The sequence below is a fragment of the Brachybacterium saurashtrense genome, assembly GCF_003355475.1.
Lineage (GTDB): Bacteria > Actinomycetota > Actinomycetes > Actinomycetales > Dermabacteraceae > Brachybacterium > Brachybacterium saurashtrense.
The window spans coordinates 2,061,645-2,085,204 of sequence record NZ_CP031356.1 but is presented as its reverse complement, the minus strand read 5'-3'; the positions used below and the strand labels follow the sequence as shown (position 1 = coordinate 2,085,204).

Annotated in this window: 18 protein-coding genes and 1 tRNA gene; 17 read left to right on the top strand and 2 right to left on the bottom strand. The window is 70.8% G+C overall.

Features of this window, described 5'->3' with window-relative positions:
• Positions 1 to 73: 73 nt before the first annotated feature.
• The 4 genes from DWV08_RS09525 (at position 74) to galK (ending at position 4,404) form a co-directional block, all read left to right on the top strand.
• Positions 74 to 388: a DUF3017 domain-containing protein gene (locus DWV08_RS09525; protein ID WP_115413566.1), complete on the top strand. Its 315-nt coding sequence runs from the start codon at positions 74 to 76 to the stop codon at positions 386 to 388.
• Between the two features lie 69 nt (positions 389 to 457).
• Complete coding sequence (locus DWV08_RS09520; protein WP_115413565.1) at positions 458 to 1,951, top strand: threonine/serine exporter family protein; 1,494 nt, start codon at positions 458 to 460, stop codon at positions 1,949 to 1,951.
• Positions 1,948 to 3,033, top strand: a complete 1,086-nt coding sequence (locus DWV08_RS09515) for a lactonase family protein (protein ID WP_115413564.1) — start codon at positions 1,948 to 1,950, stop codon at positions 3,031 to 3,033. The genes DWV08_RS09520 and DWV08_RS09515 overlap by 4 nt, the downstream gene beginning before the upstream one ends.
• 111 nt (positions 3,034 to 3,144) lie before the next feature.
• Complete coding sequence (gene galK / locus DWV08_RS09510; RefSeq protein ID WP_115413563.1) at positions 3,145 to 4,404, top strand: galactokinase; 1,260 nt, start codon at positions 3,145 to 3,147, stop codon at positions 4,402 to 4,404.
• A gap of 10 nt (positions 4,405 to 4,414) precedes the next feature.
• On the opposite strand, the gene DWV08_RS09505 is transcribed toward galK, so the two are convergent.
• Together DWV08_RS09505 and DWV08_RS09500 are read right to left on the bottom strand one after the other, a co-directional pair.
• A complete protein-coding gene (locus DWV08_RS09505) occupies positions 4,415 to 5,497 on the bottom strand; it encodes an adenosine deaminase (protein WP_115413562.1) in 1,083 nt (360 codons plus the stop codon).
• Positions 5,498 to 5,523: 26 nt separating this feature from the next.
• The gene (locus DWV08_RS09500; protein ID WP_115413561.1) at positions 5,524 to 6,768 is read right to left on the bottom strand and encodes a pyridoxal phosphate-dependent aminotransferase; all 1,245 of its coding nucleotides are present in this window, start codon (positions 6,766 to 6,768) and stop codon (positions 5,524 to 5,526) included.
• A gap of 230 nt (positions 6,769 to 6,998) precedes the next feature.
• Here DWV08_RS09500 and DWV08_RS09495 point away from each other — a divergent pair.
• The 13 genes from DWV08_RS09495 to rpsG all read left to right on the top strand — a co-directional run bounded on the left by DWV08_RS09495 (position 6,999) and on the right by rpsG (position 23,529).
• Positions 6,999 to 7,071, top strand: a tRNA-Trp gene (locus tag DWV08_RS09495).
• A 60-nt stretch (positions 7,072 to 7,131) separates the two neighbouring features.
• Positions 7,132 to 7,398 (top strand): preprotein translocase subunit SecE, encoded by a 267-nt coding sequence (gene secE / locus DWV08_RS09490; protein ID WP_115413560.1) that lies wholly within the window; start codon positions 7,132 to 7,134, stop codon positions 7,396 to 7,398.
• A 76-nt stretch (positions 7,399 to 7,474) separates the two neighbouring features.
• On the top strand, positions 7,475 to 8,374 hold the full coding sequence (gene nusG / locus DWV08_RS09485; RefSeq protein ID WP_115413559.1) for a transcription termination/antitermination protein NusG: 900 nt from the start codon (positions 7,475 to 7,477) through the stop codon (positions 8,372 to 8,374).
• 183 nt (positions 8,375 to 8,557) lie between these two features.
• On the top strand, positions 8,558 to 8,989 hold the full coding sequence (rplK, locus tag DWV08_RS09480; RefSeq protein ID WP_115413558.1) for a 50S ribosomal protein L11: 432 nt from the start codon (positions 8,558 to 8,560) through the stop codon (positions 8,987 to 8,989).
• A gap of 5 nt (positions 8,990 to 8,994) precedes the next feature.
• The gene (gene rplA / locus DWV08_RS09475) at positions 8,995 to 9,714 is read left to right on the top strand and encodes a 50S ribosomal protein L1 (protein WP_115413557.1); all 720 of its coding nucleotides are present in this window, start codon (positions 8,995 to 8,997) and stop codon (positions 9,712 to 9,714) included.
• A 430-nt stretch (positions 9,715 to 10,144) separates the two neighbouring features.
• Positions 10,145 to 11,008, top strand: a complete 864-nt coding sequence (locus DWV08_RS09470) for a serine/threonine-protein kinase (protein WP_115413556.1) — start codon at positions 10,145 to 10,147, stop codon at positions 11,006 to 11,008.
• 285 nt (positions 11,009 to 11,293) lie between these two features.
• Positions 11,294 to 11,812, top strand: a complete 519-nt coding sequence (gene rplJ, locus DWV08_RS09465; protein ID WP_115413555.1) for a 50S ribosomal protein L10 — start codon at positions 11,294 to 11,296, stop codon at positions 11,810 to 11,812.
• A 147-nt stretch (positions 11,813 to 11,959) separates the two neighbouring features.
• Positions 11,960 to 12,349, top strand: coding sequence for a 50S ribosomal protein L7/L12 (rplL, locus tag DWV08_RS09460; RefSeq protein ID WP_115413554.1), 390 nt, complete (start codon positions 11,960 to 11,962; stop codon positions 12,347 to 12,349).
• A gap of 498 nt (positions 12,350 to 12,847) precedes the next feature.
• A complete protein-coding gene (gene rpoB / locus DWV08_RS09455; RefSeq protein WP_115413553.1) occupies positions 12,848 to 16,336 on the top strand; it encodes a DNA-directed RNA polymerase subunit beta in 3,489 nt (1,162 codons plus the stop codon).
• 114 nt (positions 16,337 to 16,450) lie between these two features.
• Positions 16,451 to 20,335: a DNA-directed RNA polymerase subunit beta' gene (locus DWV08_RS09450; protein ID WP_115413552.1), complete on the top strand. Its 3,885-nt coding sequence runs from the start codon at positions 16,451 to 16,453 to the stop codon at positions 20,333 to 20,335.
• Positions 20,336 to 20,921: 586 nt separating this feature from the next.
• Positions 20,922 to 22,148, top strand: a complete 1,227-nt coding sequence (locus tag DWV08_RS17290; protein ID WP_115413551.1) for a resuscitation-promoting factor — start codon at positions 20,922 to 20,924, stop codon at positions 22,146 to 22,148.
• A gap of 536 nt (positions 22,149 to 22,684) precedes the next feature.
• Positions 22,685 to 23,059 (top strand): 30S ribosomal protein S12, encoded by a 375-nt coding sequence (gene rpsL / locus DWV08_RS09440; protein WP_115413550.1) that lies wholly within the window; start codon positions 22,685 to 22,687, stop codon positions 23,057 to 23,059.
• Positions 23,059 to 23,529: a 30S ribosomal protein S7 gene (gene rpsG, locus DWV08_RS09435; protein WP_115413549.1), complete on the top strand. Its 471-nt coding sequence runs from the start codon at positions 23,059 to 23,061 to the stop codon at positions 23,527 to 23,529. Before rpsL ends, rpsG begins: the two co-directional genes overlap by 1 nt.
• Positions 23,530 to 23,560: the final 31 nt, after the last annotated feature.

The window sequence follows — 23,560 nt, the reverse complement described above, 5'->3', positions numbered from 1 at the left end:
TAGGCCGACGGCGCTGCCGGCCACCGCCAGGGTAGCCGGGCAGTCGGCCCGGGACGGACCGTACGATGGGACTGTGCCGCAGACCTCTCGCCCCGCGTCCCCGCCCCCGCCCGCGGGCACCGGACCGGCGTCGGCCGTGCGCCGCCAGGCGGTGCTGCTGTGCGCCCTGGCCGCGCTCGCGGCGATCGTGACGGTGGGGGTGCTGGGCTCCGCGCCGCTGGCCGGGCGGCTGCTGGGCGCGCTGCTGGGACTCCTCGCGCTGCTGCGCGCCGTGCTCCCGGCGCGTGCGGTGGGGGCGATGGCGGTGCGCTCCCGCGGCCTCGACGTGACGGTGCTGGTGCTGCTGGCGCTCCCGCTCGTGGTGCTGGCCTCCTCCCCGAACCTCTGACTCGGCCCCGCGGGAACACCCGCGGGACCCGAGTGTTCCGCGGCCCGCACCGTGTGGCACGATCGGTCCGTGCCCACCGATTCCGCCCGGCTCCATGCCGTGTTCGACCTCGCCATGAGGATCGGCGAGGGCCTGCTCACCAACGGCGCCGCCGCCTCCGAGGTGACGGCCACGGTGCTGCGGGTCACCAGCTCCTCCGGTCTGCGCAACGTCTCCGTGCAGGTCACGTTCAACGAGGTGACGATCTCCTATCTCGCGGACGAGTCCGCGACCCCGTTCACCCGTGTGCGCTCGGCGAGCGCCAGGGTGCAGGACTTCGCACGGCTCGCCGCCTTCGAGGACATCTCCCACGGCTATCTCGCCGGCGACCTCTCGCTGGACGAGGCGCGCCGGCTCGCCTCCGCGATCCCGCAGCGTCAGCCCCAGTACCGGATCCCGCTGGTGGTCTCCGGCTTCGCCGTGATGGGCGGGGCCGCGGCGCTGTTCTTCGGCGCGGGCAGCCTGGTGGTGATCGCCGCGACCCTCGCCGCCGGGCTCCTCATCGCCATCGGCGAGCTGCTGGCCCGCTGGAACATCCCGCCGTTCTACAGCCAGGTGCTGGGCGGCTTCGTCGCGGTGGGCGGCGCGGTCGCGGTGGCGCTCATCGACTCCACCGTGAGCCCCTCGATCGTGGTGATCTCCTGCATCATCGTCCAGCTGGCGGGGCTGTCCTCGATCAGCGCCGTGCAGGACGCCGTCACCGGCTGGTACGTCACCGCCGCCGGGCGCATCCTCGAGGCGCTGATGCTCACCGTGGGCCTGGTGGCCGGGGTGCGGGGCGGCCTGCTGCTGGCGGACGTGATCGGCGCGGACATCTCCGTCAGCGCCTCCATCCCGCTGAACCTCGCCACCGTGCTGGTGGTGGTGATCTCCGGCCTCGGGATGGGGCTCGGCTACGGGGTGGGCACCCAGGTGCCGGCACGGCTGCTGCTCACCGCCGCCGTGGTCGCGGCCGGCTCCGGGATCATCGCGCACCTGATCTCCGCCCTGCTGGACCGCACGGTCGCGGTGGGCGTGGCCGCCTTCGCCACCGGCATCGTCGCCACCGCGCTCGCGGACCGTCTGCGCGCCCCGGCCCTCGCCTTCGTGATGGCCGGGGTGATCCCGCTGGTGCCCGGCAGCCGCATCTACCGGGGCCTGCTGGGCCTCGGGGACGACCTCTCCGTGGGCGTGGGAGAGCTGCTCGGCGCCGCGGAGATCGCCGTCGCGATCGCCTCCGCGGTGGTGCTGGGGCAGCTGCTCGCCTCGCGGATCATGCCCTACTTCCGCCGCAGCGGGATCGCCTACACCCCGGCGATCTCCTCGCCGTTCACCACCCTGCGACGCCGCCGCGTCACGCTCGGATCGCGGCGGATCCGGCGCCGTCACGGCGCCCCGGTGATCGAGCCGTCTACGATGACCGGTGAGATGACAGCGCTGTCCTCGACCATGTTCGACGACCCCTCGGTTCTCGAGGACCTCGAACCGCCCTCGGATCTCGAGGAGCGCTCGGGACAGCCCCGCGACCGGGAGGAGTCCCCATGACCACCACCGCACTGCTCGCCGCCGGCGGGTACTCCCGCAGCGGCTCGGGGCGCGGCCCCGGGATCACGCTGCTGGCGCTGAGCGACGACGGGCCGGGGAGCGTCCCCGCCCTCCGGCCGCGGGCGACGGTGGACCTCCCCGATCCCTCCTTCCTGCTCTGGAGCGAGGACGGCACGGTGCTGCACGCGGTGCTCGAGACGGACCCCAGCCGGGTGGTGGCCCTGCGCGTCGCGCCCGACGGCGACGGGATGGAGATCCTCGGCGATCTCGCCCTCCGCGGCGGCGGCGCCTGCCACCTCGCCCGCGGCACGGACCCCTCCACGCTGCTGGTCGCCCAGTACGGCGCCGGCACCGTGGAGACCGTGCGCCTGGATGCCGAGGGCGTGCCGCGCGAGACCATCGACGTGGACGACCACGGCGAGCACGAGGACCGCGGCGGGCACGGCGCGGAGGTGCGCGCCCACCCCCACCAGGTGGTGCGCCTGCCCGGCACGGCGCTGCTGGCCGTGCCGGACCTGGGCCTGGACCGGGTGCTGCTGTACGGCCAGCAGCTCGACGGGACCATCGACCTCGCCGGGGAGATCCCCGTGGGGCGCGGCAGCGGGCCGCGCCACCTCGCCGCCGATCACGAGTCCGAGCAGCTCCATCTCTCCTGCGAGCTCTCGGGGATGGTCGCGACCGCCGTCCGCTCCGCGTCCACGCCGCCGCGCTCCCTGCCCTCCGCGCTGCGCGGCCCCTCGCGCCGCTGGGGCGTGCGCTCGATGATCCCGGCCAGCGCACGTCCCGGGGCCAACGCCGTCTCCCACCTCGAGCTCACCGCGGACGAGTCCGCGCTGCTGGTGGCCAACCGCGGCCCGGACACCCTCTCCGTGCTCTCCCTGGACGGGATGCGCCCGCAACTGGTCGCGGAGGTGGAGGTGGGCGCCCATCCACGCCACTTCACGCAGGTGGGGGATCTGGTGCTGGTCGCTGCGCAGGAAGGGGACAGGATCGACGTGCTGCGCCGCCGCGGGGAGCAGCTCGAGCCCGCCGCGGACCCCGTGACGATGCCGTCCGTCGCGTGCCTGGCCGTCCGCCCCTGAGGTCGACTGATGTGCTTTTGTCGGCGTGATGGTTAGACTCTCGGTCGGTCGTACCGGGCGGGAAGCGCACTCCCACGCGCACCGGCCTCTGACAGCTCTGGAAGGAACGCCATGACCCGCGCCGACGTCGCCACTCCCGCACGCTCCTCTGCCGACGATCCCGGCAGCGCCGGTGCGGCGCTCTCCTCGGCGCCGGACCGCGCCGAGGCCGCCGAGCGCGCCGCGGCCAGGTTCGAGGAGTCCTTCGGGTACGAGCCCGACGGCGTCTGGTCCGCGCCCGGCCGGGTGAACATCATCGGCGAGCACGTGGACTACCAGGACGGCCTGTGCCTGCCCATGGCGATCTCGCACCGCTGCTTCGCCGCGGCCGCCCGCACCCCCACCGACCGGCTCCGCGTGCGCTCCGCGCAGAACGAGACCGTGCTCGACATCGACGCACGCGAGCTCGCGCCCGGCGTCGTCACCGGCTGGCCCGCCTACGTCGCCGGGGTGCTGTGGGCGCTGCGCTCGCGGATCTCGGGAGCGGCCACGCGCGGCATGGACATCATGATCGACGGGCAGGTTCCGCTGGGCGCGGGGCTCTCGAGCTCCGCCGCGCTGGAGTGCGCGGTCGCCGAGGCGATCGAGGCGCTGCTCACGCTCGGCACCGAGCCGCTGGACCGGGTGCGCGCCGCGATCACCGCGGAGACCGAGTTCGCCGGCGCCTCCACCGGCGGGCTCGACCAGTCCGCCGCGGTGCTCGCCCGCGAGGGGCATGCGCTGCTGCTGGACTGCCGCGACATGACCACCCGCCCGGTGCCCTGGGACCTCGCCTCCCAGGGGCTGGCGCTGCTGATCACGAACACCCGCGCCGAGCACTCCCACGTGGACGGCGAGTACACCGCCCGCCGCGCCGACAGCGAGCGCGCCGCGCAGGCCCTGGGCCTGTCCACCCTGCGCGAGGCGGATCCCGCCGGGCTGGAGACGCTGCTGGCCGGCATCGAGGACGAGGTGGTGCGCCGCCGCGCCCACCACGTGATCACCGAGATCCAGCGGGTGCGCGAGGTGGACGCGCTGCTGGCGGCCGGCACCGTGCGCGAGCACGTCACGGAGCTGGGCGCCCTGCTGAACGCCTCCCACGACTCCCTGCGCGTGGACTACCAGGTCACGGTGCCGCAGCTCGACGTGGCCGTGGAGGCGGCGCGCGCGGCCGGGGCGCACGGCGCCCGGATGACCGGCGGCGGCTTCGGCGGCTCCACCATCGCCCTGGTCGAGGCCCAGGCCGCCCAAGACGTCGCCGCGGCGATCGCGGCCGCCTTCGCCGAGCAGGGCTTCGACGCGCCGGAGTTCTTCCTCGCGCTTCCCTCGGAGGGCGCCGGCCAGGACCGCTGAGCCCCGGCGCTCAGCGCCCTCCGGCCCGCCCGGCGGGAGCGGAGGCGTCGTCCGCCCCGTCGGCCGACGGGGGAGTCCCCAGCCAGTCACGCACCCCGGCCAGCAGCCTCCGCGCCACCGCGGGTGGCGCCGCGGAGATCCGGATCGAGCTCGCGGCCAGTCCTGCGAGCTCCTCGTCGTCCAGCCCCATCGCCCGCGCGGTGGCGTACTGGTCCAGCAGGCGCGAGCCGAACAGCAGCGGATCGTCGGCCCCCAGCGCGATCTGCGCGCCCGCGTCCAGCAGGCGCCGCAGCGGCACCTCGCCGGGATCCCTCACCACGCCGAGGGAGGCGTTCGAGGCGGGGCACACCTCCAGGCCCACGCCAGCCGCCACCACCCGCTCCAGCAGGTGGGGATCCTCCGCGGCGCGCACCCCGTGACCCAACCGGTGCGGATGGAGATGCGCGAGCACGTCCTGCACGTGCGCGGGGCCCAGAAGCTCCCCGCCGTGCGGCACCGACAGCAGCCCCGCCTCCCGGGCGATCCGGAACGCGGGCCCGAACTCGGCGGTGGTGCCGCGTCGTTCGTCGTTGGAGAGCCCGAACCCGACCACGGGCCCGGCGTGGCGGGCCGCGAGCCGGGCGAGGGTGCGGGCGTCGAGCGGGTGGCGGGTGCGGGAGGCGGCGAGGACGATCCCGATGCTCACGCCCGTCTCCCGCTCCGAGATCGCGGCCTGGTCGAGCACGATCTCGATCGCCGGGGTGAGGCCGCCCGCGAAGGGGGCGTAGCTGGTGGGGTCCACCTGCAGCTCGAGGCGGCCCGAGCCCTCGGCGGCGTCGTCCTCCGCGGCCTCGTGGAGGATCCGCCGCATCGCCGCCTCGGAGTCCACCACCGCGCGGGCAGCGTCGTACTGCCGCTGGAACCGAAACCAGCCGCGCCGGGTGGGCTCCACCTGCAGGGCCACGTCGTCGGTGAGGGAGCGGGGCAGGCGGATCCCGCGCTCGTCGGCCAGCTCCACCAGCGTGGAGGGGCGCATCGAGCCCGTGAAGTGCAGGTGGAGGTGCGCCTTGGGCAGCGCCGCGAGATCGCGGCGCCGCCCATCCTGCCCGCTCATGGGCGGCGGTCACTCATCGGCGGCGGTCACTCGGACAGCAGCGCGGCCACCCGGCCGATGCCCTCGACGATGTCGTCGTCGTTCAGGGCGTAGGAGAAGCGCAGGTGGCCCGGCGCCCCGAAGGCCTCGCCGGGCACGGCGGCGACCTCCGCCTCCTCGAGGATCACGGTGGCCAGCTCCGTGGAGGAGGTGATCTCGCGGCCGCGGATCGTGCGGCCCAGCACGCCGGAGACGTCCGGGAAGGCGTAGAACGCGCCGGTGGGGGTGGGCACCGTGAAGCCGGGCACCTCGGAGAGCTTCTCCACGATGAGGCGTCGGCGCCGGTCGAAGGCCTCGCGCATCTCCTCGACCGGCGCGGTGGACCCGGTGAGAGCCGCCAGCGCCGCTTGCTGGGCGATGTTGTTCACGTGCGAGGTGAGGTGGGACTGGAGATTGGTGGCCGCCTTGATGACGTCGGCCGGGCCCACCATCCAGCCCACGCGCCACCCCGTCATCGCGAAGGACTTCGCCACGCCGCCGAGCAGCACCGTGGTCTCGGCGAGCTCCGGCACCGCCTTCAGCACTGAGGTGAAGGGCATGCCGTCATAGGTGAGCGCCTGGTAGATCTCGTCGGTCACCACCCAGATGCCGTGCTCCAGCGCCCAGCGCCCGATCTCCTCGACCTGCTCGGGGGTGAGCACCACGCCGGTGGGGTTCGAGGGGGAGCACAGCAGCAGGGCGCGGGTGTTCTCGGTGCGGGCCGCCTCGAGCTGGGCGACCGTGGGCACATAGCCCTGATCCACACCGGCGAGCACCGGCACCTCGGTGGCGCCCGCCTGACGGATCGCCTCCGGGTAGGTGGTCCAGTACGGCGCCGGCAGGATCACCTCGTCGCCCGGGTCCAGCAGCGTCGCGAACGCCTGGAACACGGCCTGCTTGCCGCCGTTGGTGACGAGCACCTGCGCGGGCTCGACCTCCAGGCCGGTGCTGGCGGTGAAGGACTCGGCCAGGGCCTGCTTCAGCTCGGGGAGCCCGCCGGTGGCGGAGTAGCGGTGGTTGCGGGGATCCTGCGCCGCCTCCACCGCGGCGTCGACGATGTGCTGCGGCGTGGGGAAGTCGGGCTCCCCGGCGCCGAAGCCGATCACCGGCCGGCCGGCGGCCTTGAGCGCCTTGGCGGTGGAGTCGACCGCGAGGGTGGCCGAGGGCTGGATCGCCCCTACCCGCTGCGAGATGCGGGCGTGCGCGGGGGTTTGCGGGCTGGTCACGGAGGTGCGTGCATCGTCGGTGGTCACCCGCCTATCGTGGCAGAGCTCGCCCCGCGTTGCCAGGACCGCCCGCCGCTTCGCGCCCCGCGGCATGCCCGGAGCGCCCGCCGCCGGAGTGGCCTGCGTCTCTCCCGGTGTGATCTGCCGCGGGCGGATTCGCACCAGCCCGGCGGGACTTGTATGCTGGTCGCTGGCCCGAGACGTGGCGCCCTTCCGGGGGCACGGCGCAGGGCCGCACGGGGGCGTCTCCTCCGTGAAGGGCAGTGGCGCAATTGGTAGCGCAGCGGTCTCCAAAACCGCAGGTTGCAGGTTCGAGTCCTGTCTGCCCTGCCGGTCCGGCCGGGGTCCCGGCTGGATGCGGATGACCTCGACGAGATCGGACAGCCCAGAGTGAACTCCAGCCAGAACGCCCCGTCGACGCCCCGCGGCGCTGACGTCCCGGGCTCCGGGTCGCAGAACCCGTTCCTGGCGATCGGCCTGTTCATCCGGCAGGTCATCGCGGAGCTGAGGAAGGTGGTCGTCCCGACGCGTCGGGAGCTCTTCCTGTACTCGCTCACCGTTCTGCTGTTCGTCGCGTTCATGATCCTGCTGATCTTCGGTCTCGACGCCGCGTTCAGCTGGCTGTCCAGGATCGCCTTCACGGTCCCCGACGTGTGAGCCCTCGCCCGGCCCGCATTGCGCACCGCACCGTGACCGACCAGTTCCACGCCGCCAGGAAGGCAGGTTCCCGCCGATGAGCGATCAGAGCTCCACCCCCGAGGAGTCCTACGAGGACCTCGACGACTCCCTCTCCTTCTCCTCCTCCGAGGTGCCCTCCGACAGCGCCCCGCAGGCCGATGCCGCCGCGGACATCGCCGCCGGTGCGGACATCGCCGACGACGAGCCCGCCGCCGAGCAGGCCGGTGAGGACGCCGCGACCGACGAGGACGCCGCGACCGCGGAGGACTCCGCCGCCGACGACGACGAGGAGACCGGCGACGCGCAGGACTCGGACGAGGCCGCCGCCGAGGAGCCCGAGGGCGAGGACCCGCTGGTGCAGCTCAAGCGCCACCTGCGCTCCGCGCTCGGCGAGTGGTACGTGATCCACTCCTACTCCGGTCACGAGAACCGCGTGAAGACCCAGCTGGCCACGCGCACCGAGACCCAGGACATGGAGGAGTACATCTTCGAGGTCCAGGTCCCGATGGAGGACGCGACCGAGGTCAAGAACGGCCAGAAGAAGATGGTGCGCCGCGTGCGCGTGCCCGGCTACGTGCTGGTGCGCATGGACCTCACCACCGAGTCCTGGCGCGTGGTGCGCGACACCCCCGGCGTGACCGGGTTCGTGGGCAATGCGACCGACCCCACCCCGCTGAGCTTCGACGAGATCTACTCGCTGCTGGCGCCGTCGGTGGGCCTGCCGGAGAAGAAGCGCTCCTCCAGCGGTGGGGGAGCGGCCAAGGCCGCCGCCGCGCAGAAGGTCCCCGATTTCCAGGTGGGCGAGTCCGTCACCGTCATGGACGGCCCCTTCGAGACCATGCCGGCCACCATCTCCGAGATCCACTCGGAGACCCGCAAGCTGCAGGTCCTGGTGTCCATCTTCGGGCGCGAGACCCCGGTCGAGCTGGCGTTCGACCAGGTCGCCAAGATCTGAGCGGCCGGCGCGGCCGCCGTGCCGCGCCGATACGACCGAGATCACCCCTGATACCGGTCGACGCCGCGCGCGACGTGCAGGTAGCGTCGCATCGGACCGGTGCCCGCCGCGCGGGCACGGGTCCTTCCGTGGGAGGAGCGCATGATGAGCTCCGCCCGGACCACACCACAGTAAGGAAGAGCAATGGCTCCCAAGAAGAAGATCGCGAGCGTCATCAAGCTCCAGATCCAGGCCGGCCAGGCCACGCCTGCGCCGCCCGTGGGTCCCGCGCTCGGCGCTGCCGGCGTGAACATGATGGAGTTCGTGAAGGCCTACAACGATCGCACCGCCGATCAGCGTGGCAACATCATCCCGGTCGAGATCACGGTCTACGAGGATCGCTCGTTCACCTTCATCACGAAGACCCCGCCGGCCGCTGAGCTCATCAAGAAGGCCGCCGGCCTCCAGAAGGGCTCGCCGACCCCGCACACGGACAAGGTCGGCACGATCACCCAGGCGCAGGTCCGCGAGATCGCGGAGACCAAGATGCCTGATCTGAACGCGAACGACATGGAGGCCGCGGCGAAGATCGTCGAGGGCACCGCTCGTTCCATGGGCATCACGGTGGAGGGCTGATCCAGATGGCATTCCGTAGCAAGGCTTACAAGAACGGCGCCGCTCTGATCGAAGAGGGCCGCACCTACTCCCCGCTGGACGCGCTGCGCCTCGCGCAGAAGTCCTCCCCGGCGAAGTTCGACGCCTCGGTCGAGGTCTCGATGCGCCTGGGCGTGGATCCCCGCAAGGCGGACCAGATGGTGCGCGGCACCGTCAACCTGCCCAACGGCACCGGCAAGACCGCCCGCGTCATCGTCTTCGCGACCGGTGCGCAGGCCGAGGCCGCTCTCGCGGCGGGCGCCGACGAGGTCGGCGACGACGACCTCATCGAGAAGGTCGCCGGCGGCTGGACCGACTTCGACGCAGCCGTGGCCACCCCGAACCTGATGGGCAAGGTCGGCAAGCTGGGCCGCGTGCTCGGCCCCCGCGGCCTCATGCCGAACCCCAAGACCGGCACCGTGACCATGGACGTCACCAAGGCCGTGGGTGACATCAAGGGCGGCAAGATCGAGTTCCGCACCGACCGTGCGGCGAACCTGCACTACATCGTCGGCAAGGTCTCCTTCACCGACCAGCAGCTCGTCGAGAACTACGTCGCGGCGCTGGACGAGATCCTGCGTCTCAAGCCGTCCGCGGCGAAGGGTCGCTACATCACCCGGATCACCGTGTCCACCACCATGGGCCCCGGCATCCCGGTCGACGTGAACCGCACCCGCAACCTCCTCGAGGACACTGACGAGGCCTGAGCGACGTGCTGCGAGGCACGAGCGGCAGGAGCTCGGGCAGGATGTAGAGCCTGAGCGACGTGCTGCGAGGCACGAGCGGCAGGAGCTCGGGCAGGACTGACGAGGCCTGAGCGACGTGCTGCGAGGCACGAGCGGCCGGAGCTCGGGCAGGATGTAGAGCCTGAGCGACGCACGAGCATTCGGCGCCCCGTCCACCGTTGCGGTGGGCGGGGCGCCGTGCTGTGCAGGTCGATGCGGCTCCCACTGCCTGTGAGTCGCGGGTGCCCGGGAGTTCGTGGACGATACGTACCGCTTTCGTGGTACGTATCGTCCACGAACTCTGCGGAACTGGTACTTCTCGTCGAGGAACCGTTCCGGGGCGGGGCCACGGGGTGGCCGCTGAGCGGGGAAGCGGACCCCTATGCCGAGGGCCTGCCCGTACCGTGGGCGGGTGACCGCACTGCTCTCGCTCTCGGCCAGCGACCTGACCCCGGAGGAGCTCGTGCACGCCTCGGGGGAGGTGCTCGCCCGCTTCGACCACCGAACGCAGGACTCCGGCAACGTCTCCTGGCTGGTGTCGACGCCGACCGGCGACCTCTTCGCCAAGAGCGCGGGGGAGGAGGGGCCGCCGCCCGGGGCCTCGCTGCCATACCTGGACCGAGCGGCGCGTGTCGAGCTGCTGCGCTCCGCGACGGCGATCGCCCGTTCCGTCGTCCATCCCGCACTCGCACGGCTGCGCAACGTCATCGAGACCCCTCAGGGGCCGGTCTTGGTCTACGACAGCGCCCCGGGCGAGCTCGTCGGGGTCCCTGCGGAGCATCGCGAAGACCCGGATTCCGCCTACCGTCGCTTCGCCGCCTCGTCCCCGCGGCTCCGTCTCGCCGTCTTCGACCAGCTGCTCGACGCGCACCGCGCCCTGGAATCAGAGGGATGGGTGGCCTGCGACCTCTACGACGGCTGCCTCATGGTGGATCTCACGACCGGCCGGCTCACCCTGATCGATCTCGACACCTACCGTCGGGGCCCGTCCCTCAACGACATGGGCCGGATGTTCGGCTCGAGCCGCTTCATGGCCCCCGAGGAGTGTGCTCTCGGGGCCCCGCTGGACGCCCCCACGACGGTGTTCTCCCTGGGCAGGCTGCTGCGTCACTTCGGGACCGGGCTCTGCGAGGACCTCGCGCGCTTCTGCGGTGGCGACGCCACGGCGGCCGTGGTCGAGCGGGCGACCCGGACGGACCGGGAGGAGCGCTTCGCGGACGTCGCCGAGCTCGTCGCGGCGTGGGGTGCGGCGCGGAGCGGCGGCACCGAACTGTGACGGAGACCGCCGCTCCCACCGTGGCGCGCAGGCCCCGGTCTGCACTACTGTGGAGCTACCGAAGACCGCCGGTCGTCGCCCTCCACCCGGAGTGCGGCCGAAGCAGTCCCCACGGGGACGGCCTGCGCAGGTGAACGAACGCGACCCGCACGGTCGCGCCCTCCGCGGGGCAGCAGCTCCCGGGGAGCCGGATCGTGCGTGCTGGCCTCGACACCTGCGTGTCGAGGCCTTTTTCCGTACCAGGGCTCCTTCACCCGGTGGCGAGAGACCTCTGGAAGGAGGGCCATGGCGAACCCCGAGAAGGCGGACGCCGTCGCCGAGATCGCGGAGCTGTTCCGCGCCTCCGACGCCGCCGTCGTCACCGAGTATCGCGGGCTCAGCGTGGGGGAGCTCAAGGAGCTCCGTCGCGCGCTGGGTTCCGAGACGACCTACGCCGTGGTGAAGAACACGCTCACGGAGATCGCCGCCCGCGAGGCCGGCATCGACGTGTTCGACGGCACGCTCAGCGGGCCGACCGCCATCGCCTTCATCAAGGGCGAGCCGGTGGAGCCTGCGAAGGCTCTGCGTGACTTCGCCAAGACCCACGAGAACCTCGTGGTCAAGTCCGGCTACTTCGAGGGCGCGCTGCTCTCGAAGGAGGACGTCCAGAGCCTCGCGGACCTCGAGTCCCGCGAGGTCATGCTGGCCAAGGCCGCCGGCGCCATGAAGGCGTCGATGTCCAAGGCCGCCGCAGTGTTCGCTGCACCGCTGTCGAAGACGGCGCGCACCGTGGACGCGCTGCGGGCCAAGCAGGAGGCTGCCTGAGCCCTCGGGCTCACGGCCGCCGCCACCACAGCCTCAGCGCTGTCCCCCGGCCGCTTCCCGTGGAGCGACCGGACCGCATGACCTGGCGCGTACGCGCCGTATGACACCGCAGGGACGCAGGTCCCGCCAACAGGAAGGAACGCCACCATGGCGAAGCTCAGCAACGACGAGCTCATCGAGGCTTTCAAGGAGATGTCCCTCATCGAGCTCTCCGAGTTCGTGAAGCAGTTCGAGGACGTCTTCGACGTCACCGCCGCCGCCCCCGTGGCCGTCGCCGCCGCCGGTGGCGCCGCTGCCGGTGGCGACGCCCCGGCCGAGGAGGAGAAGGACGAGTTCGACGTCATCCTCGAGTCCGCCGGTTCCGCCAAGATCGGCGTCATCAAGGAGGTGCGCGCTCTGACCTCGCTCGGCCTGAAGGAGGCCAAGGCGCTCGTCGACGAGGCCCCCAAGCCGGTCCTCGAGGGCGTCAAGAAGGACGACGCCGAGGCCGCCAAGGCGAAGCTCGAGGAGGCCGGCGCGACCGTCTCCGTCAAGTGATCCGTGGCGTGCGCCCAGCGCACGCCTGATCCGACGGCAGTCGCACTGCTCCTGAAGGGCCGTCCCGCATCTGCGGGGCGGCCCTTCTGCATGCCCTGACCAGCACCGTTCTGCATGCCCTGACCTCCACCGTCGAGCAGCGACACGGCGCTGCGGGCCCCGCCTGCTTGACTCCGCTGCGATTTCCCTCCATTCTTTTCCCCGTACGGAGCTGTTCCTGCCGAGAGCGCCCGGTGTGATGTCACCGCCGGGCCGGTCGAGCCAGACGGGCAGGAGGCACCGGGAGAACACCCGCGCCAGGCATATAGCGGCCGACGCGGATGGACCGGGCGCGTTCGCGACCCTTGTGTCCATCCGCGATCTCGTGTATGGTCATCCCTTGCGCTGTGTGCCTCCCGTCGGATCGGCCGTTCTGTACCTCACGTTGCCTGCTCCATCGTCCTGATGGGTCGTCCACCGCGCCTGGGATTCCGTCATCGGCCTGTGGAAGGACCCCCCTTGGCTGCCTCGAGCACCGATCGCACCACTGACATCGCACTTCGCACCGCTTCGCCTCGCGTCACCTTCGCGAAGCTCGGCGACCCCATCGAGGTCCCGGACCTGCTGAGTCTGCAGACCACCTCGTTCGACTGGCTGCTCGGCAACGAGCGCTGGCAGGAGCGCGCCGCCGAGGCCGCCGCCGCCGGTCGCGAGGACGTCCCGCAGACCTCGGGTCTCGCGGACATCCTCGAGGAGATCTCCCCGATCGAGGACTTCGCCGGCAACATGTCGCTGTCGTTCCGCGACCACACCTTCGACGACCCGAAGTACACGGTCGACGAGTGCAAGGAGAAGGACCTCACCTACGCCGCTCCGCTGTACGTCATCGCGGAGTTCATGAACAACGAGACCGGTGAGATCAAGACCCAGACGGTCTTCATGGGCGAGTTCCCGCTCATGACCGACAAGGGCACCTTCATCATCAACGGCACCGAGCGTGTCGTCGTCTCCCAGCTGGTCCGCTCCCCGGGCGTGTACTTCGAGGAGTCCATCGACAAGACCAGCGACAAGCACATCTTCTCCGCGAAGGTGATCCCTTCGCGCGGTGCCTGGCTGGAGTTCGAGGTCGACAAGCGCGACCAGGTGGGCGTGCGCATCGATCGCAAGCGCAAGCAGTCCGTCACCACCCTGCTGCAGGCCCTCGGCATGTCCCACAGCGACATCCTCGAGGAGTTCGGCGAGTTCGAGTCGATGCGCTCCACCCTCGAGAAGGACCGCATCACCTCGCAGGACGAGGCGCTCATCGACATCTACCGCAAGCAGCGTCCGGGCGAGCCGCCCACGCGCGATGCGGGCGAGGCGATGCTCAACAACCTCTACTTCAACGCCAAGCGCTACGACCTGGCGAAGGTGGGGCGCTACAAGATCGGCAAGAAGCTGGGCCTGGAGGGCAGCCTCTCGGAGTCGACCCTGCGCCTGCAGGACATCGTCTCCACCATCAAGTACATCGTCGCGCTGCACGACGCCGTCGGCGAGTACACCAGCGCGGACGGCCGCGAGGTGCGCGTCGAGACCGATGACATCGACCACTTCGGCAACCGTCGCATCCGCGCCGTGGGCGAGCTGATCCAGAACCAGGTGCGCACGGGCCTGTCCCGCATGGAGCGCGTGGTCCGCGAGCGCATGACCACCCAGGACGTCGAGGCGATCACGCCGCTGACCCTGATCAACATCCGTCCGGTCACCGCGGCGATCAAGGAGTTCTTCGGAACCTCCCAGCTCTCGCAGTTCATGGACCAGAACAACCCGCTGTCGGGCCTGACGCACAAGCGTCGCCTCTCGGCGCTGGGCCCGGGCGGCCTCTCCCGCGACCGCGCCGGCATGGAGGTCCGCGACGTCCACCCGTCGCACTACGGCCGCATGTGCCCGATCGAGACCCCGGAGGGCCCGAACATCGGCCTGATCGGCTCGCTGGCCACGTTCGCGCGCATCAACCCCTTCGGCTTCGTCGAGACGCCGTACCGGAAGGTCGTCGACGGTCAGGTCACGGATGAGGTCGTCTACCTCACCGCGGACGACGAGGACCGTCACGTCATCGCCCAGGCCAACGCCAAGATCGACGAGGAGGGGCGCTTCCTCGACGAGGAGGTGCTGGTGCGTCTGACCGGCGGCGAGCCGGACCTGGTCCCGATCGCGGACGTCGACTACATGGACGTCTCCGCCCGGCAGATGGTCTCCGTCGCCACCGCGATGATCCCCTTCCTCGAGCACGACGACGCCAACCGTGCGCTGATGGGCTCGAACATGCAGCGCCAGGCCGTGCCGCTGCTGCGTGCCGAGATGCCGCTGGTCGGCACCGGCATGGAGCGTCGCGCCGCGGTGGACGCCGGCGACGTGGTCGTCGCGTCCAAGGGCGGTGTGATCGAGGAGCTCTCCGCGGATCTCATCATGGTGATGGCCGACGACGGCACCCGCCAGACCTACCCGATCGGGAAGTTCCAGCGCTCCAACGCCGGCAACTCCTACAACCAGCGCGTGCTGTTCGACGAGGGCGACCGCGTCGAGGCCGGCTCGATCCTCGCCGACGGCCCCTCCACCGATCAGGGTGAGCTCGCCATCGGCAAGAACCTGCTGGTCGCGTTCATGTCCTGGGAGGGCCACAACTACGAGGACGGCATCATCCTGTCCTCGCGGATGGTCCAGGACGACGTCCTCACCTCGATCCACATCGAGGAGCACGAGGTCGATGCGCGCGACACCAAGCTCGGCAAGGAGGAGATCACCCGGGACATCCCGAACGTCGGCGACGACGTGCTGGCCGATCTCGACGAGCGCGGCATCATCCGCATCGGCGCCGAGGTGGAGCCGGGCGACATCCTGGTGGGCAAGGTCACCCCGAAGGGCGAGACCGAGCTGACCCCGGAGGAGCGCCTGCTGCGCGCGATCTTCGGCGAGAAGGCCCGCGAGGTGCGCGACACCTCGCTGCGCGTCCCCCACGGCGAGTCCGGCACCGTGATCGGCGTGCAGGTCTTCAACGACGACGAGGACGGGGACATCCTGCCCACCGGCGTCAATGAGATGGTGCGCGTGTACGTGGCGCAGAAGCGCAAGATCACCGACGGCGACAAGCTCGCCGGCCGTCACGGCAACAAGGGCGTCATCGCGAAGATCCTGCCGGTCGAGGACATGCCGTTCCTGGAGGACGGCACCCCGATCGACATCATCCTCAACCCGATGGGCGTGCCCGGCCGTATGAACATCGGCCAGGTCATGGAGACCCACCTGGGCTGGGTCGCCAAGGCCGGCTGGGACCTGGACCCGTCGGACCCGACCGCCGCGGACCTCCCGGCCTCGGCGCTGCACGGCGAGCCCGGCACCCCGGTGGCGGTGCCCGTGTTCGACGGTCTCACCGCGGACGAGGTCACCGGCCTGATCGCCAACCACCGCCCCAACCGGGACGGCGAGCGGATGATTAAGCAGGACGGCAAGGCGCGCCTGTTCGACGGCCGCTCCGGCGAGCCGATCCCGGATCCGATCTCCGTGGGCTACATGTACATGCTGAAGCTCCACCACCTGGTGGACGACAAGCTGCACGCCCGCTCCACCGGCCCCTACTCGATGATCACGCAGCAGCCGCTGGGCGGTAAGGCCCAGTTCGGCGGCCAGCGCTTCGGCGAGATGGAGGTGTGGGCCCTGGAGGCCTACGGCGCCGCCTACGCCCTGCAGGAGCTGCTGACCATCAAGTCCGATGACATCGCCGGCCGCGTCAAGGTGTACGAGGCGATCGTCAAGGGCGAGAACATCCCCGAGCCCGGCATCCCGGAATCCTTCCGCGTGCTGCTCAAGGAGATGCAGTCCCTGTGCCTGAACGTCGAGGTGCTGTCCAGCGACGGCACCGCGCAGGAGGTCCAGGAGAGCGACGAGGAGGTCTTCCGTGCCGCGGAGGAGCTCGGCATCGACCTGTCCCGCCGGCCCCACGAGGGCGTCGGCTCCATCGAAGAGGTCTGACGGACGGGGGAGCGGGAGGTCCGGTCCCTGCCCCGTGCAGGAGCCCCCTCCCGTCCCCGCCCTCGACCCCCGTTCCCTCAGACACCACGACTTCCGATCGAGAGAAGGACACCTGTGATCGACGTCAACACCTTCGACGAGCTGCGCATCGGCCTGGCCACCGCCGATGACATCCGCGGCTGGTCCCACGGCGAGGTCAAGAAGCCGGAGACCATCAACTACCGCACCCTGAAGCCCGAGATGGACGGCCTGTTCTGCGAGCGCATCTTCGGCCCCACCCGGGACTGGGAGTGCTACTGCGGCAAGTACAAGCGCGTGCGCTTCAAGGGCATCATCTGCGAGCGTTGCGGCGTGGAGGTCACCAAGTCCTCCGTGCGCCGTGAGCGCATGGGGCACGTGGAGCTCGCCGCCCCCGTCACCCACATCTGGTACTTCAAGGGCGTGCCCAGCCGCCTCGGGTACCTGCTGGACCTGGCGCCGAAGGATCTCGAGAAGATCATCTACTTCGCCGCCTACATGGTCACCTACGTGGACGAGCAGGCGCGTCACGACGACATGCCCGATCTCCAGGCCCGCTTCGACCTCGAGGTCAAGGAGCTGGAGAACGAGCGCGACGCCGCGATCAACGACCGCGCCCTCTCCGCGGAGAAGGACCTCGCCCAGCTCGAGGAGGAGGGTGCGAAGGCCGATGCGAAGCGCAAGGTCCGCGACTCCGGCGAGCGCGAGCAGGCGCAGATCCGCAAGAAGTACGACGCCGAGATCGAGCGCATCACCCGCATCTGGGAGCGCTTCAAGACCCTCAAGGTCGCGGACCTCGAGGGCGATGAGCAGCTCTACCGCGCGATGAAGCTGCGCTACGGCACCTACTTCGAGGGCGGCATGGGCGCCGAGGCGCTCCAGCGTCGTCTGGCGGACTTCGACCTCGAGGCCGAGGCGGCCTCGCTGCGCGAGGTCATCGCCACCGGCAAGGGGCAGAAGAAGGCCCGGGCGCTGAAGCGCCTCAAGGTGGTCTCCGCGTTCCTGAGCACCACCAACTCCCCCGTCGGCATGGTGCTGGACGCGGTCCCGGTGATCCCGCCGGATCTGCGCCCGATGGTGCAGCTGGACGGCGGCCGCTTCGCGACCTCCGATCTCAACGACCTGTACCGCCGCGTGATCAACCGCAACAACCGCCTCAAGCGGCTGCTGGATCTCGGCGCGCCCGAGATCATCGTGAACAACGAGAAGCGCATGCTGCAGGAGTCGGTGGACTCGCTGTTCGACAACGGCCGTCGCGGCCGTCCCGTCACCGGCCCGGGCAACCGCCCGCTGAAGTCGCTCTCCGACATGCTCAAGGGCAAGCAGGGCCGCTTCCGTCAGAACCTGCTGGGCAAGCGTGTGGATTACTCCGCCCGCTCCGTGATCGTCAACGGCCCGCAGCTGAGCCTGCACCAGTGCGGCCTGCCCAAGGGCATGGCGCTGGAGCTGTTCAAGCCCTTCGTCATGAAGCGCCTGGTGGAGCTCAGCCATGCCCAGAACGTCAAGGCCGCCAAGCGCATGGTGGAGCGCGCCCGCCCCGAGGTGTGGGACGTGCTCGAGGAGGTCATCACCGAGCACCCGGTGCTGCTGAACCGTGCGCCCACCCTGCACCGTCTGGGCATCCAGGCGTTCGAGCCGCAGCTGGTGGAGGGCAAGGCCATCCACCTGCACCCGCTGGTGTGCGCGGCGTTCAACGCGGACTTCGACGGCGACCAGATGGCAGTGCACCTGCCGCTGAGCGCGGAGGCGCAGGCCGAGGCCCGCATCCTGATGCTGTCCAGCAACAACATCCTCAAGCCGTCGGACGGCCGTCCGGTGACCATGCCCGCACAGGACATGATCATCGGCCTGTACCACCTCACCACCGTGCGCGAGGAGACCGCGGGCAGCGGCCGCTCCTTCGCCTCCGTGGCCGAGGCGGTCATGGCCTTCGACCGTGGGGAGCTGCACCTGAACGCGCCGGTCTCGCTGCGCTTCACGGACATCGCGCCGCCCAGCGACTGGGAGGCGCCGGAGGGCTGGACCGAGGGTGACCCGATCATCCTCACCACCACCCTCGGCACGGTCTACTTCAACGAGACGCTGCCGGTGGACTTCCCGTTCGTGCAGGGCCAAGTGGGCAAGAAGCGCCTGGGCGGCATCGTCAACGCCCTCGCGGAGCGCTACGACAAGGGCCAGGTGGCCGCGTCGCTGGACGCCCTGAAGGCGTACGGCTTCTCGTGGTCGACCCGTTCCGGTGCGTCCTTCGCGCTGTCCGACGTCGTCACGCCCCCCGGCAAGGCCGAGATCATCGAGCGCTTCGAGGGCAAGGCCGCGCAGGTCCAGGAGAACCGCGATCTGGGACTCATCTCCGAGTCCGAGCGCAACGCGGAGCTCATCGACATCTGGACCGAGGCGACCAACGAGGTCGACCAGGCGATGCGGGAGAACTTCGAGCCCACCAACACGATCTACCGCATGGTGGACTCCGGCGCCCGAGGCAACTGGATGCAGATCCGCCAGATCGCGGGCATGCGGGGCCTGGTGACCAACCCGAAGGGCGAGATCATCGCGCGCCCGATCCTCTCCAACTACAAGGAGGGGCTCTCGGTCCTGGAGTACTTCATCGCCTCGCACGGCTCCCGCAAGGGCCTGGCGGACACGGCGCTGAAGACCGCCCAGTCGGGCTACCTGACCCGTCGTCTGGTGGACGTCTCGCAGGACGTCATCGTCCGCGAGGACGACTGCGGCACCACCAAGGGCCTGCAGCTGCCGATCGCGGTCGAGGAGGCGGGCGCGCTGCGCACGCACGAGCACGCGGAGTCCACGGTCTACGGCCGTGTGCTCGCGACCGCGGCGATCGGCGCCGACGGCTCCGAGGCGGCGCCGGCCGGCACCGAGCTCGGCGACGTGGTCATCGAGCAGCTGGTCGCGGCCGGCGTGCGCCAGGTCAAGATCCGCTCCGTGCTCACCTGCGACTCGGCGGTGGGCACCTGCGCCCAGTGCTACGGCAAGTCCCTGGCCACCGGCCAGCTGGTGGACATCGGCGAGGCCGTGGGCATCGTCGCTGCCCAGTCGATCGGCGAGCCCGGCACCCAGCTGACCATGCGTACCTTCCACTCCGGTGGTGTGGCCAGCGCCGACGGCGACATCACGCACGGTCTGCCCCGTGTGCAGGAGCTGTTCGAGGCCCGCACCCCGGCCGGCTTCGCGCCGATCTCCGAGTTCTCCGGCCGTGCCGAGATCGAGGAGAACGACAAGCAGCGCAAGATCACCGTCACCCCGGACGACGGCTCGGACCCGGTCTCGTACACCGTCTCCAAGCGCGTCACCCTGCTGATCGGCGACGGCGACCACATCGAGGTCGGCCAGCAGCTCACGCAGGGCTCGGTGGATCCGAAGCAGGTGCTGCGCATCCTCGGCCCCCGCGCGGTGCAGCAGCACCTGGTGGACGAGGTGCAGAAGGTGTACATCAGCCAGGGCGTGGACATCCACGCCAAGCACATCGAGGTCATCGTGCGGCAGATGCTGCGCCGGATCACGGTCATCGAGTCCGGTGATACCGGCCTGCTGCCCGGCGACTTCGCCGAGCGCGTCACCTTCGAGCGGGAGAACCGCCGGGTGCTCTCCGAGGGCGGCCAGCCGGCCTCGGGCCGTCCGGAGCTGATGGGCATCACCAAGGCGTCGCTGGCGACCGAGTCGTGGCTCTCGGCGGCCTCCTTCCAGGAGACCACCCGCGTGCTCACCGAGGCCGCCCTGAACCGCAAGAGCGATCAGCTCATGGGGCTCAAGGAGAACGTCATCATCGGCAAGCTCATCCCGGCCGGCACCGGCCTGGCGCGCTTCCGCCACATCGCGGTGGAGCCCACCGACGAGGCGAAGGCGCAGATGTACCAGGTGCCCGGCTACGACGAGCTGGACTTCTCCGGCTTCGGCCAGACCGGCGCCGTCAACCTCGACGACATCGACTACGCCGATCCCTTCCGCACCGACTTCCGGTGAGCGGAGCACCGGTGAGCGGGCGCTGAGCGCCCTGTCACCGTGAACGCCGCGGGGCGGTCCCACGTCTGTGGGGCCGCCCCGCGGCGTTCACGCGTCCGGAGACGGATTCGCCGGGGGATCGCGATGCGGTGCCGCTGCCTCCGTCGCATCGGGCCCCGTCGTCATCTGCCGCCCCTGGAGGGTCGCGTGCGCGCGGCAGGAGTCGAGGGCGCCTCGCGCGGCGCACCGGAGGTCGCCGGCGGGACGGTGTGAGGACGTGCGGCACGGACGCCCGACGGGCGGGTGGCGGAGTGGCGTGGATCGCGCATGATGTGGCGGGGGAGTGGAGGGGCGTGACCTGGCCTACCGCGAAGTTCACGAGACGGTAAAGCCCTGCTCGGCGCTTGCTCAAAGTCTGGGCGTTGCCCTATCGCGCGCGGGCGGTCCGCGAAACCATGGTCACCGGCAGTTCCCGCGTGATCACTTCCTGCTCGCCCCGCCGGGGCGGAGCGCACGTGTCGGAGCTGCAGATCCCGCTCGGTGCGGGGTCCGACGCTCAGGGAACGACACGACGCGCCGCATGCCCGCGGCAGGAACAGGTGGAACAGTGAAGAAGACCCCGTGGATCATCGGCGCGGCGACCGTGTGCGTGGTCGCCATCGGCGGCGGCGGCACCGCCTTCGCGATGTCGAACGAGGCCCAGATCACCGTGTACGGCGACGAGTCGTCCGTGCGCGTCTTCTCCCAGCCCACGGTCGCGGACCTCCTGGCCGACCAGGGCATCGAGGTCAAGGACACCGACCTGGTGCTGCCGGGCCTCGACGAGCCGGTCACCGATGGCATGGACATCCAGGTCGTCCAGCGCACCCCGGTCACCGTGACCGTGGACGGCGTCGAGGAGGAGCTCCTCACCACGGGCGACACCGTCGCCGACGCGCTCGAGGACGTAGACTTCGCGGCCGAGGGCGCGGCGATCACCCCCGAGCCCGAGACGAGCCTGGACGAGGCCGAGGGCGAGGTCGAGGTGGTCACCCGCAAGACCGTCACCTTCGCGGGCCAGTACGGCGAGGCCACCTTCGAGGTCACCGCCCTCACGGTGGGCGACGCCATGGAGAAGGTCCTGCAGAACATCGAGGACACCGACACCGCGGACGTCCCCCGCGACACCCTGCTCGAGGACGGCGCCACCTACACCGTGCAGCGCGTGCGCGAGCGCGAGCGCACCGAGACGGAGTCCATCGACTTCGAGACGAAGACCGTCGAGGACGACTCCCTCTACGAGGGCACCACCAAGACCACCACCGAGGGCAAGGCCGGCTCCAAGGAGATCGTCTACGCCGAGACCCTGGTGGACGGCGAGGTGGCCGAGTCCGAGGTGGTCTCCGAGGAGGTCGTCGCCGAGCCCACCACCAAGGTGGTCGCCGAGGGCACCAAGGAGAAGCCGGTGCAGGAGTCCCGCACCTCCTCCACCGCCTCCACCCGCAGCTCCGAGCGCACCTCGGAGAGCAGCTCCTCGGACTCGAGCTCCGCCGACTCGAGCTCCTCGGACTCCGGCAGCACCGGCGCCGAGGCGCCGGCGGCGCCCTCCGGCAGCGTGTGGGACCGTCTCGCGCAGTGCGAGTCCGGCGGCAACTGGTCGATCAACACCGGCAACGGCTTCTACGGCGGCCTGCAGTTCACCCACTCCACCTGGCAGGCCTTCGGCGGCGGCAAGTACGCGAACAATGCGCACCAGGCCAGCCGCTCGGCCCAGATCGAGATCGCCAAGAAGGTCCAGGCGGGCCAGGGCTGGGGCGCGTGGCCGTCCTGCACCTCCAAGCTCGGCATCCGCTGAGCCCCGGCTCCGCCCTGCGGAGCCCCGGTGCGGCGGCGACCCCGTCGCCCGCGCCGCAGCACCTCACGACGAGCGCGCCGCGGACTCCGCGGCGCGCTCGTCGCGTCCGTACCCTGCCGAGCGGGCGGTCGCAAGTCGACGGTCACGCGCCGTCATGTGATCTGCGTCGGAACCCGGGGGAGGCTTTGACCGTTTCCCGCGCGTCTCAGTAGACTGCAGGTGCGTCCGGAGTGCCCTCTGGTCGTGACCCGGGACTGACCCGCGGCCCCTCGGGGCGGCGGGGGGTGTCCCCCGCGAGGAGCGGATCCTCGCGGCGTGCCCGAATACGGAGCGGAGGCCAGGCCCGGCCTCCCCGCCGCGGGCACCGATCACGGTCCTCCCGGACGCCCGCCAGGTGCCATCACCTGGTGGGCGGGTCGACGCACCGCTGTTCCCGGGCCGTGGGAACGGTGCATCGGGTCGCCGACCGCGCGAGCGGTCGAAGATGTCGATCCTCCGGCGTGAACAGCGCCGGCGGCCGAACAGGAAGAGAAGCTGTGCCCACTATTCAGCAGTTGGTGCGCAAGGGGAGGGTCGCTCGTTCGACCTCCTCGAAGACGCCCGCGCTCAAGGGTTCGCCCCAGCGCCGCGGTGTCTGCACCCGCGTGTACACCCAGACCCCGAAGAAGCCGAACTCCGCGCTGCGCAAGATCGCGCGTGTGAAGCTGTCGACCGGCGTCGAGGTCACCGCCTACATCCCCGGCGAGGGCCACAACCTCCAGGAGCACTCGATCGTGCTCGTCCGCGGCGGTCGTGTGAAGGACCTGCCCGGCGTGCGCTACAAGATCGTGCGCGGCGCTCTGGACACCCAGTCCGTCAAGGGCCGCCAGCAGGCGCGCTCCCGCTACGGTGCGAAGAAGGAGAAGAAGTAATGCCTCGTAAGGGCCCCGCTCCCAAGCGCCAGCTGGTCGTCGACCCGGTCTTCGGCTCGCCGATCGTCACGCAGCTCATCAACAAGATCCTGCTCGACGGCAAGAAGACCGTCGCCGAGAGCATCGTCTACGGTGCGCTCCAGGGATGCCAGGAGAAGAACGGCCAGGATCCCGTCGTCACCCTGAAGAAGGCGCTGGACAACATCCGTCCGTCGCTCGAGGTGCGCTCCCGCCGTGTCGGCGGCGCCACCTACCAGGTGCCGATCGAGGTCAAGCCCGGCCGTGCGACCACCCTCGCGCTGCGCTGGCTGGTCAGCTACTCCCGCGCGCGTCGCGAGAACACCATGACCGAGCGTCTGATGAACGAGATCCTGGATGCGTCCAACGGTCTCGGCGCCGCTGTGAAGCGCCGCGAGGACACCCACAAGATGGCCGAGTCCAACCGGGCCTTCGCTCACTACCGCTGGTGAGTGCGCGGCGGGGTCCGCCGTCCGCGGCGGG